This window comes from Roseivirga echinicomitans (assembly GCF_001592935.1).
Lineage (GTDB): Bacteria > Bacteroidota > Bacteroidia > Cytophagales > Cyclobacteriaceae > Roseivirga > Roseivirga echinicomitans.
The window spans coordinates 63,824-81,292 of the sequence record NZ_LRDB01000004.1 but is presented as its reverse complement, the minus strand read 5'-3'; the positions used below and the strand labels follow the sequence as shown (position 1 = coordinate 81,292).

Below are 17,469 nucleotides of genomic sequence, written 5' to 3'. Positions count from 1 at the left end.
ATGAAACGTACTATACATATCCTATTCATTCTACTCCTAAGTTCATCAATGGCTTGGGCACAAGAAACGATAAACACTAACATTCTCAATCTTATTGTTCTCGGTGGCGATCAAAAGTCTACTGGAGCCTCTATTGAATTGTTGCCCATCGCCATCATTGACATTGAGCCTGAAACCTTAGCAGGTGCTGGAGGTGGTGCTGGTGCAGGTACGGAAGCAGGACTTCCCCCACCAAGCAGTGGTGGTGCTGATCTGTCCAACCTTTGGATCAATTTTACGCATCGAGCTCAAAATTATCAACCGGCCAGGATCTATGTCTCTACCAATCAACCCATTCCGAATGGAATGAAAATAGAAGTTCAAATAACACAAACAGGAACTGGGGGGAATTACCCTAAGAACCCAAACACCAATAAAATCCGGCTTAGTCAAACCGAGCAGGTTATTGTGTATGACTTTGCAAATGGCTATACAGGCGATGGTTTAAACAGAGGCTATCACATCACTTATACCATTAGTAATTCAAAAACACTTCCTGCGGGATTTGAAGTAATCTATCGTATTCAATAAATCAATGGATCATGAAAAACATATATACAATCATACTTTTATTGTCATTTTCTAGCTTGTCTTTTGGTCAGCTTTTACCTGGCACCTTAGACGTTAGCGGTTTTCCTAATATCGTAGAAAGCATCAATGACTTGGTGATGGAGGCTGGTGAGGACGCCAATACTGTTGGTTTTGAATCAAATATAGACGCCAGTTTAATTTCTTTCACTTTAGACCCTACGGTGGCACCTATCCTTGGCATCCCCTTAACCAGCTCAGCACTAAACTGTTCATTGAATATATTTCGATATTCAGTCTACATGCACACTCAAAACGCGCCTCAAAATGTAGAAATACAGGCCAAAACAACTATGAATAGTGGAGTAAGATTCCCCGTTAACATTTTATACGACAACCTACTTGTACGGCCTTTAGGCCCTAGAGATCTAACTCCTGAGAACGGAGGCGGTTATATTACTATTCCCAACAATGGAAATGCAGCCATTAAAGTATTTGAATTTGTCGGCTGTCGTCAAGATATCCCCATTCAATTCAAGGTAAAAGCTAGTGCTTTAGCCATCTCTGGAGCCAGCAATTTCGATATTTTCTACACAGTTATTGGAAGCATTCTTTAACTCTTAAATTCTGAACCATGATTGACGACATTTTCTTTAAACGTTTTACAATGGAAGAGCTCACTAAGCTGAAATCCTATATCGAAAGGATAAAAACACAGCGAGAAAGTAAGTTACCTACTGAGATCAAGGAGTCAGATGTTTCTATTCGCTGTAAGGATTTCTTACTCGGCTTAGAAATTGATTCTTGGCCACAATTAGAAGACTTCTCCGAAAACGAGATTAAAAAGGCCAAAAATATGGGGACAAAAATCTTTAGAGAAATCAGTAAAGAGCTTAGAAAAAGAGGCTTGAAACTGAAAATTGAAGGCTAAACAATGTAGCCACTCCAATAAAAGCATTCTCATCCCTTTGGTTTTCTTTCTATCTTCCGAATCAAACAACCTTTTTGAAGATGAATAGGAAACACACGCTGCTATTTTTATTACTCTACTCTCCCATGCTTTTTGCGCAAGAAGTGAGAGTGCTGAACCCCGTCACCTGGCCAGAATCTGATAAAGACACCGCCACATACACCATAAAAGGTGAAAGGCATGGCGTCAGCTTTTTCAAACAGTTTCGCCATGCTGAAGTGCAATATGAACCCACAAGCCAGCTCACCTTCGACACTTACCATACTGTAAATGTGATGTATCACTGGTATAAGGTATGGGCTGAAAAGTACCCAGACATTGTGGATTTATATCAAGTAGGCACCAGCTTTGAAGGTCGTCCAATTTTACAAATGACCCTGACCAATAAGAAAACTGGCAAAGACACCGATAAGCCTGCTGCCTATTTTGAAGGTGGCCGTCACAGTGGAGAAATCACCAGTAGTGAATCCATTCTTTGGCTAACCAATCATTTATTAGAAGGCTACGGTAGTGATGCAGCAATTACAAAATTAATTGATACCAAGGCGATTTACTTAAGACCGCAAAACAACCCTGATGGTTCGAATCTATATTTGAACACTGCCCAAAGAAACCGTTCTACCGTAAGACCTCATGATAACGACCGCGATGGTTTGCTTGATGAAGATGACGAAGAAGATTTAGACGGTGATGGTATCATGTACCAAGTGCGTGTAAAAGCCAAAAAGGGCGAAATAGGCACGCATATCATCGACCCAAGAGACCCGAAAGGACGTTTGATGAAGCGTTCGCAAAACGGTGATTACTTCGTTTACAGTGAAGGCATTGACAACGATGGCGATGGACGCTTCAATGAAGATGGCATAGGCGGACTTGATTTACACAGAAACTATCCTGAAAACTGGCGACCTGATACAGGTGAAGATGAAACAGGCAGAGGCTATACACAAAACGGAGCAGGTGCTTTCCCAATGTCTGAACCTGAATCACGCTCTATTGTGATGTGGATGCTAACTCACCCTAATATTTCGGTAGCCAACTCTATGGACACCAGAGTACCGATGCACTTGAGGGCCCCTTCTACTTCAAAAAGTGAAGAGAGAATGTACCCTGAAGATTTAGATATCTATTTAAAGTATGATCAAGTTGGAATGGACATTACTGGCTACCCTTGGGCGGGCGATGTTTTTGAAACTTATGCTACACGCTACAAAGTAAACCCCTCTACTGGTGATCCTTTAAAACCAAGTCCCCTATTCGGACACGGCCCTGATTTCGGTTATTTCTATTATGGATCCATTTGGTATGGCGATGAGCTGTGGAATAATGGCGCCATGAAGGATTACGACAACGATGGTATTTATGACGATTATGACGGGCTTCGCTGGGACGATGAAGAAAACGGAGGTCGTGGCTTTAAAGAATGGGAGCCATTCGATCACCCTACTTTGGGCAAAGCCGAAATTGGTGGTTTTCACCCTAAATTCTTTGGTCAAAACGGGCCACCGTGGCAGCTAGAAAACTGGGCGAAGAAGCAAGCGCTCTTCAACTTGGCCATGGCCATGGATTTACCTCAAATCACTTTGGACGATGTAAGTGTGGAAAGCAAAGGCAAAGACACCTATGTAGTAAAGGTGAAATTCACCAATACAGGTGAACTACCAACCGCACTTAAGCAAGCACAATTGGTGAAAATCGTTCGTGAAGACCGCGTTCAGTTGCAGTTCGACTCGAAACTGACCAAAGGCGGAGATGACGCTCAGGTGCAAATCATCAGTCCTAGCCTATCCGACAAAACTCAGTACATGGACAGAACGCTACCTGGACAAACCCAAGAGGCTACTTTTGAAATTAAGCTGAACAAAATCAAAGGTGCTAAAGCGAAGGTGAAAATCCTTTCTACACGTGGTGGCTACATTGAAACTGAAGTGACTATAGGAACTCCTGAGAAGTAATTAAAGCCATTCTCTAAGGAGAAACACGATTCAATAAACAGCCCTAAAATCAATTGATTTTAGGGCTGTTTATGTTTCTCCCATCTTTAACTATTAACCCACATAAACTTATTAATTCTACTTCTAAGCATGCAATGCGGAACTAGTGTCAATACAACCTCATCACCTCTCATCCATAAAACACTACATAACGAAGTAAAATCAAACACAGGTGCTCCCCGAGTGACAGCAGAGGAAATAAAGCCATCTCGACATTACACGTATCTTAATTAAACTTATATTGAACTAGGAATGAGTTATATACTCTTATGATATTATGCTCTTTTGGAATCAAAAACACAAAACACTCGCCCTCTCTAGGCCCTGAAAGGGTGCAACCCTTTTAGGATAAAGTGCTTAATCTTTACAGAAGCCTTTTAAAGACGTAATAGTAGTATTAACACACACTTGACTATGAACATCATAACAAATAAGACTACGAAAATCATTGCTACAATCAGCATCATTGTTGTTTTAATGGCTGCGAGTGTAATTCTCGGGTGGTTTTTAGATATTGAAATCCTAAAAAGCATAATACCCAGCTATGCCACGATGAAATTCAATACAGCGCTGGGGTTAGCCCTATCAGGGTTTTCCTTATACCTAATATCCCAAAGCAAGAATAAAGCAAGGGTAAGCCTATCCAGCATTTTTGCTTTATCTGTATTTGTTATTGGAGGGCTAACGTTTCTAGAGGGGTTGTTTAAAGTGAATTTAGGGATAGACCAACTCTTTGTGAGTGACCTAGACTCCATTGCTGCTAACCACCCAGTCCCGGGGAGAATGTCTCAGCTATCTGCGGTTTGCTTTATTCTATTGAGTTCATCGTTTCTACTTATAAAAAAAAGGAGTAGAACTCAAAGAATCATTGGGCAGGTACTGTTAGACATAGTCACGCTCCTCTCATTCATAGCAATCATGGGCTATCTATACAGCGTCCCAAACTTATATAAGTTGTCCTTCCTTACTTCAATGGCCATACACACGGCTTTAATCTTTTTTATTTTGTCTGTTACTGCGTCTTTTCTCAATCCATCTCTTGGGATAACAAACCTCTTCACAGGAAAAAAGTTAGGTAATAAAATGGCCATTAGCCTTTTTTCCCAATTGACCATTATTATTCTCGTGCTCACCTATATACGACTACAGAGCCATCGAAATCAAGCGATTTCTGTAGATTTTGGCACACTACTCTTCGCTCTTTCCTTTATACTCATCAGTCTTTTCTTAATTTGGAGAACCTCGCGGATGCTCAACCGTCTTGAATCAAATAAGTATGCGATTGAAGGTGATTTGTTAAAAGTAAGTGCTTTCTTAAACGCCACCCCCGACCCCATTGTCATCGTCAATGAAAATGGAATCATTCAGGTAGTGAATGAACAGACAGAGACAGTTTTTGGCTACAAAAAGGAAGAGCTAATTAATCAGCCCGTTGAAAAGCTCTTGCCTAAACGATTTCAAGGAGGTCATGTAAATCATCGAAAGGATTTCAATAATGCTCCAAAGGCAAGAAGCATGGGGTCGGGAATGAGTTTGTTTGCATTAAAGAAAGACGGCACAGAAATACCAGTAGAGGTATCGCTAAATCCGGTCAAAATGCAAAACAAGGTTTGGGTTTCTGCTGCCATCCGAGACATAACTAAACAACAAAAGCTTCAGGAAGACATTCGGAAATCCCGTGAACAATTTATGACCTTTTTCAACATGAGCCCTGTGGCCACCAGCATTGCCACTTTTCATGACAGTAAAATATGGTATGCCAATGACGCTTTTCTCAATTTATTCCACTTCGACAAAAGTATAATTGGCAAAACAAGTTATGAGCTGAACCTCATGACTCAGGAAGATCGTGACGTATTAAGAACACTCCTGAATGAAAATAAAATGAAACTTAAGGGGTTTGAAACGAGATTAAATGATAAGTTTGGTAACCCCGTAAGCGTTATTGTTTCTATTGAAAAAGTCAACATTAGCGGAACCGAATACCTCATCTCTTCAATGGTCGACATTACTGAAAGACTAGTGGCAGAGTCTAAATTCAAGGAATTATCAAATCGTTTAAAGCTGGCCACTAATAATTCATCAATAGGTATTTGGGATTATGATCTAGTCAATAATTCTTTGATATGGGATGAGATTATGTTCAAAGTCTTCGGTATAGAAAAAGATGTCTTTTCAGCCGATCTAGATGCATGGGAAAGCGTTGTTCATCCGGATGATATTGAGCAAGCAATAAGAGAAATGCAAATGGCCATAGCTGGTGAAAAGGAATTCGATACCGAATTTCGAATCATCTGGCCTTCTGATCAATCTATTCATTTTATTAGAGCAAAAGGTCAAGTGTACCATGACGATTCGGGAAACCCAATCCGAATGCTGGGTACTAATTGGGATGTTACCGCTCAAAGGCTTGCCCAAGAAGAAATGGAAAGAAGTAATCAACGTAACCAAATCTTTGTAGAACAAGCCCCTAGTGCTTTGGCTATGTTTGACAAGAACATGTGTTATATGGCCGCATCAAAGCAATGGATCAAAGACTACAACATTACAGAGAAGAAAATTATTGGAAAATCGCATTATGAAATTTTCCCAGAAATTGGTGACGATTGGAAAAAGCATCATCAGGAATGCCTAAAAGGCGCCACTAATCAATGTGACGAAGCCGTTTTTGAACGCGAAGATGGAAGTAAACAATGGATCACATGGGATATTCGTCCTTGGTATGTTACCAAAGACACCATTGGCGGATTAATCATTTATACAGCGGACATTACCCATTTAAAACAAAAAGAAATAGAGAAACGGAAAATTGAAGAAATCTTAGACAAAACCAACGAAGTAGCGCGCATTGGAACATGGGAGGTGGACTTAGTCACCAACAGTGTTTCATGGAGCCGAATCACGAAGGAAATTCATGAAGTCTCCCCCAACTTTGTTCCGGACCTGACCACAGGTATCAATTTTTACAAACTAGGTGCAAGCAGAAAAAAGATAGAGAAAGTAGTTGGTGAAGCGATAGAAAAAGGGACTCCTTTCGATGCTGAATTTGAGCTTGTTACGGCCAAGGGAAATGCAGTATGGGTGCGTTCTATTGGACAGGCCGAGTTTGAGAAAGGAAAGTGCATAAGGCTCTATGGCATTTTTCAGGACATTAATGAAATCAAAACAGTCGAAAACACCTTAAACAAAGCCAATGAAGAACTAAAGGCCATATTTAACACCCAATCTGTTTCAATAATTGGCACTGACCCAAAGGGACTTATAACACATTTCAATAAGGGTGCTGAGGAGTTTCTTCAATATTCAGCTGAGGAAATGGTAGGAAAGCAAACGCCAGCCATCATTCATATCGAGGATGAGATTGTTCAACGTGGTGAAGAACTTTCATCGGAGTTTGGAGGCAATATAGCAGGTTTTGACGTTTTCGTGGAAATGGCCAAAAGAGGTGCAACAGAAACAAGAGAATGGACCTATAAACGGAAAGATGGCAGTACTTACGCGGTCCTATTATCGGTTACTGCCGTTACTGAAAATGACAAAACAATAGGCTATTTAGGGGTGGGGGTTGACATTAGCCAAATAAAGGCCACTCAAAAAGAACTGGCCCTAAAAAATGAAGAATTGGAGCAGTTTGCCTACATAGCTGCCCATGACTTACAAGAGCCCCTTAGAACCATTTCAAGCTTCCTTTCCCTCCTTAAAAAGAAATATGCCAATGAACTGGATGATAAAGCAAAACAGTATATCCAATTTTCTGTTGATGGTGCCTTACGAATGAAAGCGCTTATTGAAGGCATACTCGATTTCTCAAAAGCTGGAAACGTCAAACAAGACGAGGTTAATCTTGAGACCCTGGTTAACGAAATTGTTTTCTCATTAAAAAGTGAAGAAAAGTACCGAGATGCCATATTTGACGTACAACCCCTGCCAGTAATAAAAGCAGATGAAACAGCAATGATTCAGCTGTTTTCCAACCTTATTAGCAATGGATTAAAGTACCAACCAGAAGGAAATAATCCAATTATTAAAATTGATTCAAAAGAAGAGGCCGACCAATGGTTATTTATAATATCGGACAATGGATTGGGAATTGCCCCCAAACATTACGAAAAAGTATTTGCCGTCTTTAAAAGGCTTCATTCTACTTCAGAATATGCAGGAACGGGTATTGGGCTGGCCACTTGTAAAAAAATTGTGAATAAATATGGTGGGGACATTTGGATTAAGCCAAACATAAAAGAAGGAACAATTTTTATGTTTACTTTAAAAAAATAAAATATATTGAAGCATTATTAACACCAAAGACAAGTTCAATGAATAGCCTGAACATACTTCTAGTTGAAGACAATGAGTCTGATATAATGCTAATCCGACTGGCGCTAGAAGACGTAGAAATAGTACGATCACTAACGGCAGTTAATAATGGACATGAGGCTCTTCAATATTTAACAAAAGAGGATACCATATTGCCTGACCTAATTTTACTCGACATCAACATGCCTGTAATGGATGGACTAGAAGCTCTAGAAAAGATAAAAGCGAACGACAGCATTAAGCAAATCCCTGTAATAATGTTGACTACTTCATCCAGAAAGGAAGACATCATCAAGTCTTATAAAGCACATTCTAACTCCTATATAATCAAGCCAAATGATATTACTGGACTCGACAAGGTCGCAGAAGTCATTAGAGACTACTGGCAAAATACGGTAAGGCTGCCCAAATAAGTTTTTGGCTGTTTTTTCGCTTCTTCGATGAATGGGGTAGAATTTGGACGATTTAAAACAGATAGATGATGAAGTAGTAAGCCATCACAAAACAGGCGATAAACTTAAGCAATGTCCCTGCTAGAAAACCTAAAAATGACCCTAAGGCCGAACGCATGGCCTTGTTTGTATCTTGACCAGCGCTCATTTCTCCCACAAATGCACCAACCAGCGGGCCGATAATTATACCAAAAGGTGGAAAAAGGAACATGCCTATAATCAAGCCTATTGTACTCCCCCACACTCCTTTTTTGGTTCCCCCAAACCGTTTTGTTCCATAAATGGGAACAATATAATCGAGTACTGTTACTGCTACAGTAATTAACGCCAAAGTCCATAAAGTGTCTTCTGGAATATCAGTACGTTCAGTAAAATGGAGAAAAAGTAAACCTAAAAAACTAATGGGTGGGCCTGGAAGAATGGGCAAAACACAACCTGCAATCCCCACAAGCATAAAAACGATACCTAAAACAATAAGTAGTATATCCATGGTAAAAAAAGTGAATAATATTTAAAGATGATTAATTTTGGTGTATAAGTCATGATAGACATTCGAAAACAACTTCTAAAAGAACACACCAAAGAGAATACGAACCTGATCGTTTCATATGTCGCAGAACAACAGGAACGGTTTGATGCGCTGATGAATCTATTTCTTAACGATGAATATCGTGTAACTCAAAGAGCGGCTTGGGTAGTTGGCGAAATTGGTAGAAAGAAGGTTGAGATGCTTAAACCTCATTTGAAAGCGATGATATTCAACCTTAAGCAAGCCAATTTACATGACTCCATTAAGCGCAATACCGTCCGTGTGCTTCAGGAACTGGAGATTCCAGAAAGCCTGTGGGGCGAAGTAGCCGACATTTGCTTTGGCTATTTGGCCTCAAAAAGTGAAGCCATTGCTATTAAGTGCTTTTCCATGACAGTGCTTTTGAATATTACCAAAAAGGTACCCGAACTGAAGAGCGAACTTCAAATCCTTATTGAAGATCAAATGCCCTATGGCTCAGCTGGCTTTAAGTCCAGAGGAAAACGAACGCTGAAAGCGCTTGAGAAGCTGAAATAATGGTAACCGATGGCTCACAGAAAACTTCCTCATAGCTAGCATTATTTGGACGCTATAAGGAAGTTTTTATAAATCACATGAGATGCATACAAGTTGAAACATTACTCAAAAAAATTTACATCAATTTCCCAGTTTTTTCAATTGTTCAAGAGCAACAAGATTATCAGGGTTTAACTCAAGAGATTTTTTAAAATTTTCAATAGCTAATTTTTGCTCTCCAGAATAATTAAATGCATTTCCCAAATGCAGATATGCATCCGAAGACTTCGGGTTTTCTTCAACCCAAAATTTAAATAATTCCAGAGCATCTTTAGGGAATTTTTCTAATAAACCAAACCCAATAATGTATATATCATTTGGGCCTATGTAAAGATCTGTAAAGCCATCTCGTTTTAGAGACTTGTATTTTTCGATAGCTTCATGAGTTTTTGGGATACTATCTACTTTAAACGAATCATCATATAGCACATCTAAAAGCTCCTTAGAAATAGAACTTTTTTTCGTTTCCAAAACCTCTATATCAAATATCAAGGTCTCTTTTGGTGGAACCAGAGAGTTTCCCTTCTCACCGTATGCTAAATAGTAGGGCATTATAAACTTACCTCTATCACCTACTTTCATAAGTGAAATCGCTTCATTCGCTCCTTTTATTATTTTATCCGAAGGATATACAGATCCCGCGGGTGTATTTTTATCTCTAGATGATTGAAGCTTTTCACCATTGGATAACCAAACAGTGTAGTGTTGAACAACAACTAATCCTGAATCAATCGCCTTTCCATTTCCTTGTTTTGTTAAAAAGTACTTTAATCCTGTTTTCGTTGTAATGGTATCATTTGTCTGGGAGAACACAATGTGAGTTGAAAATAGTATTAGTAAAAAACAAAAAATTTTCATCCTTGTAAGAAATAATTTCATTTGAAGTTAAGAAAAAAGTTTAGTGAAAACCAGCACACAACAACGTGTATAATCTGGCCAATCACTGTCGCAGGTTCTCCGAACCTGTGACTACTATTCAACAAGGACTCTGTCCTTGGGTAGACCATATTTACACCCAACCTTGATATTTTAGATCTTTCGTGCCCTGCCGGTGGCAGGCAGGCTCAAGGAAGGAAAGGTGCCATTTACACAAATAGGGCTATGGAATGCTAAATCAACACCAACCGTTTCAACAGTTTTAAATCCAGAGGGAAACGAACGCTGAAGGCACTGACCATAATAGATTCCACCCCCCGCACTATAATTTTCATAAAGAGTGCTCAAAATAGAACACCACCTGTTCGTATCTGACCGTATCTATCTTTCGTAAACAGCTCTCAGTCAATGCATATAAAGTTTCCGTTCATGGCATGTATGTTGTAAATCAGCATGCAAACCTTCAGTTTAGACTATGCTCAAGAATTTCCTTTTGGTTTCCTACCGTAATCTTCGCGAGAACAAAGGAGCTTCCTTCCTCAATATTTTGAGCCTCTCTTTAGGCATGGCGGCCTGCCTGTTTATTTTTCAATACCTCTACTTTGAATATACCTTCGATAGCTTCTCTAATTCAAATCATGTATATCGGATTGAAACGGATACCTACGGGTTTAATTCTTTAGAAAAGAAAGATGCCCTTACCGCCCCTTTTATCGGACCGGAATTAGAAAAAACCTTTAATGAAATAGAGAATACCACACGTTTAATGCCCTTTTCTGATAATGGAACAGCCTTCTTTAGCCAAACCCAAACGGACGGTTCTTCTCACCCTCTCTATGTTGAAAGGGTTTATTTTGCAGAGAACTCCCTACTTGAGCTCTTTTCTATTGAACTGATTGAAGGCGATAGAAAAGAAGCACTTTCTGACCCAAACACCATTTTAGTGTCAGAATCGGGAGCGCAAAAGCTATTTAGGGAAGATTCGGAAAAAGGTATTTCCATTTTGGGTAAAACCTTAAAAACAGGGCGTAAAGGAATTGATGAGAACGTGTATACCATCACAGGAATTTTTAAAGACTTCCCCATTAAAAGTCATTTACAAGCCAATATGCTCGTCTCTCTTTCTTCACCAGAATCAGGACTCAGCTTTTCATCAGGAATAAAGAGCCCAATCCTTTATACTTACCTGTTAGAGAAACCCAACAGCAGTGTACAATCTATTCAAACCAAGGCCAGCAACCATGTTTACCCACCCCTGATTACAGACACTTTGGAGAGCCGGATTTCTTTTCTCCCCATTCAAGAAATTCATTTAAACTCCACAAGTTCCAACGAACCTTCACCCAGGGCCAATATTGTATTTCTTACTTTTTTAGGCCTGGTTGGCCTCATCATTCTCATTCTTTCCTGCACCAACTATGTAAATAGCGCCATTATCAACTCCATTGATAGAGCGAAGGAAGTAGGCGTAAGAAAACTACTTGGCATTGCACCGAAACAGTTAATGCTTAGCTTTTTAGGGGAAGCTTTCATGATTAATCTCTTAGCGGGAGTTTTGGCCTTTTTCAATTTTATAGTGGGACTGCGTTTGATGAAACTCTATACCAAGGTAGATTACCCAGTACCAATGGAATGGGAAACGCTGAAAATAGGATTGGTCTTTGTGCTCGTTTTGGTCATAGTCAGTACCATTCTTTCAGGAATCTACCCTGCTACTTTTCTTTCCGCCCTTAAACCAATCGAGGCCTTAAGGGGGAAAGCTCAGGTACTTAATTCCAAGCTTTCTTCCAAAGGGTCAAAAGTCATTAGGTTTCTGCTCGTTTTCCAAATTGCCATGGGGATTGGCTTTCTTTCGGCCGTTTATATTGTTCATCAGCAATTAGAATTCCTCAAATCACACGACAGTCAATCCATAGAACTAAAAGTAACGGCCAAGTTCCCAGGAGTTGGCGGCACCAATCAGGCCTATATTGATAAGTTTAAGCGCTTTATTCAAGCCCAATCCAGTGATAGCATCAAGGAGGTGAATTTGACAAACCTTTACAATGGACAGATCAAAAAGACACAACGCGTAAAGCCCTTCTATTTGGTTGATCATCAGCAAGACACCACCCAAGCCAACTATCAGCTTTATGTGATTGACCATCAATATTGGAAAGATTCCGTTCAAATTTTTCTGGCTGGAAGAAACTTCAGCCCGCAGTTTTCTGTGGACTTTGACAAAGTGATCATCAATGAATCAGCAATGCAGGCTCTTGGTTTCACAGAACCTGACAGTCTTTTAGGGAAACAAGTGGGTCAGTACAATGGATATTTGAATGTTTCGGGGGTGATTAAAAACAACTCGGCAATGGAGCCGCCTAAGGCCTATGTTACAGGTATCAACCACCCTACCTTTTTCCAGATGACGGTGAAATCGGAAGGAAGTTCAAGTGAAAAAATAATGGCCACTTTAGACCACCTAGAATCTACTTGGGCTTCTCAATTTCCCAACTTCTATTTTTTGGACCGTCAATACAACGACCAATTGGCCATGGAAGAAAACATACTTAGCTTGTTCTTCTTCTTTTCGTTGATCGCCATTCTGATTGCCAGTTTGGGAATGTTCGGCCTATCTTCATTTACCGCATATAAACGAACCAAGGAAATCGGAATTCGCAAAGTTTTGGGCGCCCATGCAGGTCAGATATTGGTGCTATTGTTATACGATTTTCTAGTGCTCATTTTCTATGCAAGTATATTGACATTACCTGTTGTAATCTATGGTGCAAGAGAATGGCTGGCCAATTATGCCGTACGAATCAACTTGAGCCCCACCTTAGTGCTTTTTCCCATCCTTATGATGCTTATGATTTGCATTGTCATCATTCTGAAACAATGCTGGAAAACGGTGGTCAGTAGCCCTGTAAGTTCACTTGAAGTGAATTAGCACACTTGAAGCAACCTCACTGATTACTTAAACCTCCACCCTATTTCGAGCCGTCATTTCGCAGCTTGCGGAGAAATCTTTTCACGTTCCATAGATCAAGTTTAACTGTGCCAAAAGGTTATTGCGCCCCTTCAGGGCTTGATTAATTTTTATACTGACATGGAATGGGCTGTGCCCATTCCTATGATATTACGCCCCGTTGGGGCTACAAAGGTGTCGCCCCACTGGGGCTTAATGTAGGGTGGATATTTCTTTATGCTACAAAGGGGCCGCCCCGATGGGGCTTTGCTTTTGCACAAGCATTCTACTTCTCTTAGCCCTGTAAGGGCGTGATATCAAACCGAAGGGTGCAGCCCTTCGGTAGTCAAGACTACGACTCACATAAGTCCTGTAAGGACGAGGTAATAAAATATGTAAATGCCATTTCGGACTGTCATTGCGAACCTGCAAGTGTACATCGAAGTGATAGTGTTTACGTGAAGCAATCTTAAGAAAGGAGAAAACTTCCTCATAGCGACCACTATTAGTATCATATAAGGAAGTTTTAATAAATTACATGAGATATATATGCCATAAACGTGGCAGGTATATCATGTGGGTAAATTTTAAAACAAATAGATAGATGAATGCATTTCCAAAACTCAAATACCCTGTAGGTATTATTTTAATTGCTTTCCTGACTTCTTGTGCTTCTTCCAAAATGCAACAAAACCTAAGTGTTTCTTATAAGTTGAGCCCTGCCATGACTAAAGTACAAGTTGAAGAAATTATGGGTCCCCCAGCAAAAAGTGACTTTAAACAAAATGTTGAAGAATGGCATTATTGTAAAACAGGTTATGGTGCAGATGAATTCTTAGCTCTATTTTTTCATGAAGGCAAATTAATAGAAAAACTAAATTACACTGTGACTATGGCTGATACTAGGGGTGTAACTGGTTCTTGCGAAAAATTTATCAAAATGGGTAATTATCGTGACCCTGACCAAGTTCTGGAAATCCGAATGAGATATTAAAAGACTATACTCAACACAGTATAAACAACCTTTTACACTCAACACTAACCAACAAAAAACCCAAAGCATTACTGCTTTGGGTTTTTTGTTCTTAAGGTACTTTTAAGCTTAAAAGCCTGGTAGTATCTCTATTTTCAGTCCATCTACATAAGCTTTATAGGCTGGCCAATCGGTTTTGAAGAAAGTATTGATTTCTCCAATTACCTCGTTGGCTTTCTTTTCTGCATTGGCCAAAGCAAAGCGCATGCCCTGCGTTACTGGATCATAACTTCCACCCATTTTACCTCTAATAGTTCCTAAATAACTTGAGAGAACGCTCTTGTCATTTCGTGAACCTTGCGTGCTTTCAGCATAAATCAGTCGATTCAAAGCCGTTAGCTTTTTCTTGATTTCAGCATTCTTCGCTTTCAAGGCTGCATTATCATCCGCAAAACCATCTATCAAACCAACGCTTTTCGTAGCGGCTTGCAAACGATCAATCGCTTCGGTAACAGGTGCTAAGAAATCATAGTATTCTTGAATGAATTTCTGTTTTGCCTCAATCTCGTTCATGTCCCATTCTGGTGAACGAGGATCTTTCATGACCTTAATCGTTTGGCTGCTCGAAGCATTCCCCTTAGTCATTTTAACGGTATAAGTGCCCGGCAATACATCGTAACCGCGTGGTGGTGCAGCGCCTTCTCTGCTCGGACCTGAACCTGGCTGACGAACACCATCGCCTTCAAAACCCCAGTACATACGGTTCAAACCTTTGTCCGCAGACTCATAAAGTGTTCTTGCCACTTTGCCCTGTGCATCAGAAATTTCAACTTTCACACGACCTGCCTCTTTAGCATAGTAGCTTATTCCTGCACTAAACGGCTTGTTTTCGCCCATGAAAAGACCATCACCCGTACTTCTATACCCCATATACTGACCAATGATCGCATTGGTCGCATCAGGAATTGGGAAAACGTGAAGGTTTTCAGCCATCAGTTTTTTCATGCCCATTTTAGTCGCTTCGCGCAGCGGACGGATATCGTCCAAAATCCATAATGCTCTACCAAAAGTACCGATGATCAAATCATGCTCTCTTGGATGAATTTGAAGGTCCATGGTCGGTACGGTTGGGTAACCGTGCGTCCATTTGGCCCAAGTGGCCGAGCCATCCATACTCACGTAAAGTCCGCCTTCAGTGCCTAAAAACATCAAGTTCGGCTCAATTGGGTCTTGCACAAACGAAAGCGCAAAACCGAATACAGCATCCTTCTTCACAATACGCTTCCACGATTTTCCGTAATTGGTAGTTTGATATACATAAGGTTCCCAGTTGTTTCTTCTGTGGTCGTCAAACACCACTACAGCTGTAGCGGCATCGTAAGTACTTGGCTTGATTTGCTGCACCCAAGTGGCGTCTGGCAAACCTTCGAACTTTCCTGCGCTATTCTCCCATTTTCCACCGCCATCTTGCGTCAACTGAACATTACCGTCATCGGTTCCTACCCAAATCACGCCTTGCTTCAATGGACTCGGCTCAATTACGGTAATAGTAGTATGCATTTCTGCACCCGTATTATCGAAGTTCAAGCCACCCGTATCAATTTGTTTCTGCTTTTCAGGATTGTTGGTCGTTAAATCTGGAGAAATGATATCCCAGTTTCTACCATTGTCGGTAGACTTGAAAAGGAATTGTGCTCCTATGTACACTGTCTTTTTATCAATCGGATTCACATTCACCCCTGCATTCCAGTTCCAGCGTAATTGTACGCCATCAGGATGCTCAGGTCTAATGCCTACCATTTCACCTGTTACTCTATCGTAACGCTGAATGTTGGCACCCTGACTCAATGAATAACCATAGCGGAAATCAGTAGGGTCTGGCACCACATCGAAGCCATCGCCACCTACAATTCTTTCCCAATAACCATTTCTAATGCCTCCGTTTTTCAACAATTGGCTTGGCCCTAACCATGCGCCATTGTCCTGCATTCCGCCCATTACATTGTATGGGTATTCCATATCGTAATTCACATGGTAGAACTGCCCAATCGGTAAGTTCTCAGAATATTGCCATCTGCCACCACGGTCAGTGCTTAATACTAAACCACCATCGTTTCCTAAAACCAAGAAATCAGGATCGTCTGGATGAACATACCAAGCATGGTGATCGACATGGATAATGCCTGAGTTCACAAAGTTTTGGAAGCTCTTACCGCCATCTTCACTGGCTGTTACTTGCGTATGCAGCGAGTAAACTCTGTTTTCGTTTTTTGGGTCTACATAGATATCGGCATAGTAAAACGGACGGCTACCAATGCCTCTGTCATTCTTATTCGAAATTCTATACCATTTTTCTCCCCCATCGTCTGATCGATAAATGGCGTTTTCTGCTGATTCTACCCAAGCATAAATTCTGTCGGGCATAGAAGGCGCAATGGCCAAACCTATTCGGCCTAAATCGCCTTTTGGCAAACCGTTTTCAGCGGTTTTTCTTTTCCAGGTTTCGCCACCATCATAGGTAATGTAAATACCCGAAGCTGGACCGCCAGAGTTAAAGAAATAAGGCCACCTTCTGTGTTCCCACATGGCCGCTACAATTTTATTAGGATTGGTGGGGTCGATGACCATATCGGCAATACCCGCACCCGGACCTCCATAAAGTACTTTCTTCCAGTTTTTTCCGCCATCGGTAGATTTAAAAACACCGCGTTCTTCGTGTTCGCCCCAAGGGGAACCAATTGCACCTACCCAAATGGTATTTGGGTCGTTAGGGTGAACAATAAGGCGATGGATATTGCTGGTTTTCTCCAAGCCCATGTGCTCCCACGTGCGGCCTGCATCTAAACTGCGGTACACGCCATAACCAGAATTGAGAGAGTTACGTGGATTTCCTTCGCCCGTACCTACCCAAATTACGCTAGGGTTGGATGGATCGATAGTCACCACTCCGATAGAGGCTACGTCCTGATCATCGAAAATCGGCTCCCATAAGGTGCCTTGACTGGTAGATTTCCATAAACCACCAGAGGCAGTTCCTGCATAAATAATGTTTTTGTTCGACCGAACTACATCGATTGAAGTGACCCTACCCGACATTCCTGCCGGACCGATAGAACGTGGTTCCATGGTTTTGAATAAGGAAAGGTCGGTTTGCGCTGTGGCCGAAGCGACACAGAGGCATAAGAATAAAAGTGTAAATAGATTTCCGAGCTTCATTGAGAAAGGATTTTGGTTATTTATCAATGGCTCAAGATAGGGCTATCTCAAAGTT

At 40.8% G+C, this 17,469-nt stretch carries 12 protein-coding genes; 9 read left to right on the top strand and 3 right to left on the bottom strand.

Annotation, left to right across the window (positions count from 1 at the left end; translation table 11 throughout):
* The 6 genes from AWN68_RS06415 to AWN68_RS06390 all read left to right on the top strand — a co-directional run bounded on the left by AWN68_RS06415 (window position 1) and on the right by AWN68_RS06390 (window position 8,258).
* Window positions 1-570 carry a hypothetical protein gene (locus AWN68_RS06415; RefSeq protein ID WP_157716111.1) on the top strand — a complete coding sequence of 190 codons (570 nt, stop codon included), beginning with the start codon at window positions 1-3 and terminating at the stop codon, window positions 568-570.
* Between the two features lie 11 nt (window positions 571-581).
* A complete protein-coding gene (locus AWN68_RS06410; protein WP_068412964.1) occupies window positions 582-1,184 on the top strand; it encodes a hypothetical protein in 603 nt (200 codons plus the stop codon).
* A gap of 17 nt (window positions 1,185-1,201) precedes the next feature.
* Entirely contained in the window at window positions 1,202-1,498 is a 297-nt protein-coding gene (locus AWN68_RS06405) for a DNA-directed RNA polymerase subunit alpha C-terminal domain-containing protein (RefSeq protein ID WP_068412961.1), read from the top strand.
* Between the two features lie 80 nt (window positions 1,499-1,578).
* Window positions 1,579-3,492, top strand: coding sequence for a M14 family metallopeptidase (locus AWN68_RS06400; protein ID WP_068412958.1), 1,914 nt, complete (start codon window positions 1,579-1,581; stop codon window positions 3,490-3,492).
* A gap of 453 nt (window positions 3,493-3,945) precedes the next feature.
* Window positions 3,946-7,806 carry a PAS domain S-box protein gene (locus AWN68_RS06395; protein ID WP_068412955.1) on the top strand — a complete coding sequence of 1,287 codons (3,861 nt, stop codon included), beginning with the start codon at window positions 3,946-3,948 and terminating at the stop codon, window positions 7,804-7,806.
* Between the two features lie 38 nt (window positions 7,807-7,844).
* On the top strand, window positions 7,845-8,258 hold the full coding sequence (locus AWN68_RS06390) for a response regulator (RefSeq protein WP_068412951.1): 414 nt from the start codon (window positions 7,845-7,847) through the stop codon (window positions 8,256-8,258).
* A 52-nt stretch (window positions 8,259-8,310) separates the two neighbouring features.
* Here the strand turns inward: AWN68_RS06390 and AWN68_RS06385 are convergent, their stop codons facing one another.
* Window positions 8,311-8,787, bottom strand: coding sequence for a DUF456 domain-containing protein (locus tag AWN68_RS06385; protein ID WP_068412950.1), 477 nt, complete (start codon window positions 8,785-8,787; stop codon window positions 8,311-8,313).
* Window positions 8,788-8,838: 51 nt separating this feature from the next.
* On the opposite strand from AWN68_RS06385, the gene AWN68_RS06380 reads away from it, so the two are divergent.
* A complete protein-coding gene (locus tag AWN68_RS06380; RefSeq protein WP_245657971.1) occupies window positions 8,839-9,363 on the top strand; it encodes a hypothetical protein in 525 nt (174 codons plus the stop codon).
* Window positions 9,364-9,483: 120 nt separating this feature from the next.
* Here the strand turns inward: AWN68_RS06380 and AWN68_RS06375 are convergent, their stop codons facing one another.
* Window positions 9,484-10,281, bottom strand: a complete 798-nt coding sequence (locus AWN68_RS06375; protein ID WP_068412949.1) for an FKBP-type peptidyl-prolyl cis-trans isomerase — start codon at window positions 10,279-10,281, stop codon at window positions 9,484-9,486.
* 472 nt (window positions 10,282-10,753) lie between these two features.
* On the opposite strand from AWN68_RS06375, the gene AWN68_RS06370 reads away from it, so the two are divergent.
* On the top strand, window positions 10,754-13,207 hold the full coding sequence (locus AWN68_RS06370; RefSeq protein ID WP_068412946.1) for an ABC transporter permease: 2,454 nt from the start codon (window positions 10,754-10,756) through the stop codon (window positions 13,205-13,207).
* Window positions 13,208-13,829: 622 nt separating this feature from the next.
* Complete coding sequence (locus AWN68_RS06365) at window positions 13,830-14,219, top strand: hypothetical protein (protein ID WP_068412943.1); 390 nt, start codon at window positions 13,830-13,832, stop codon at window positions 14,217-14,219.
* Window positions 14,220-14,327: 108 nt separating this feature from the next.
* Here AWN68_RS06365 and AWN68_RS06360 read toward each other — a convergent pair whose 3' ends face one another.
* Complete coding sequence (locus tag AWN68_RS06360) at window positions 14,328-17,414, bottom strand: VPS10 domain-containing protein (RefSeq protein ID WP_084362787.1); 3,087 nt, start codon at window positions 17,412-17,414, stop codon at window positions 14,328-14,330.
* Window positions 17,415-17,469: the final 55 nt, after the last annotated feature.

Bases quoted from the DNA above. Each gene is read 5' to 3' on its own strand.
- AWN68_RS06415 (WP_157716111.1), top strand. From the start codon at position 1: ATGAAACGTACTATACATATCCTATTCATTCTACTCCTAAGTTCATCA.
- AWN68_RS06410 (WP_068412964.1), top strand. From the start codon at position 582: ATGAAAAACATATATACAATCATACTTTTATTGTCATTTTCTAGCTTG.
- AWN68_RS06405 (WP_068412961.1), top strand. From the start codon at position 1,202: ATGATTGACGACATTTTCTTTAAACGTTTTACAATGGAAGAGCTCACT.
- AWN68_RS06400 (WP_068412958.1), top strand. From the start codon at position 1,579: ATGAATAGGAAACACACGCTGCTATTTTTATTACTCTACTCTCCCATG.
- AWN68_RS06395 (WP_068412955.1), top strand. From the start codon at position 3,946: ATGAACATCATAACAAATAAGACTACGAAAATCATTGCTACAATCAGC.
- AWN68_RS06390 (WP_068412951.1), top strand. From the start codon at position 7,845: ATGAATAGCCTGAACATACTTCTAGTTGAAGACAATGAGTCTGATATA.
- AWN68_RS06385 (WP_068412950.1), bottom strand. From the start codon at position 8,787: ATGGATATACTACTTATTGTTTTAGGTATCGTTTTTATGCTTGTGGGG.
- AWN68_RS06380 (WP_245657971.1), top strand. From the start codon at position 8,839: ATGATAGACATTCGAAAACAACTTCTAAAAGAACACACCAAAGAGAAT.
- AWN68_RS06375 (WP_068412949.1), bottom strand. From the start codon at position 10,281: ATGAAATTATTTCTTACAAGGATGAAAATTTTTTGTTTTTTACTAATA.
- AWN68_RS06370 (WP_068412946.1), top strand. From the start codon at position 10,754: ATGCTCAAGAATTTCCTTTTGGTTTCCTACCGTAATCTTCGCGAGAAC.
- AWN68_RS06365 (WP_068412943.1), top strand. From the start codon at position 13,830: ATGAATGCATTTCCAAAACTCAAATACCCTGTAGGTATTATTTTAATT.
- AWN68_RS06360 (WP_084362787.1), bottom strand. From the start codon at position 17,414: ATGAAGCTCGGAAATCTATTTACACTTTTATTCTTATGCCTCTGTGTC.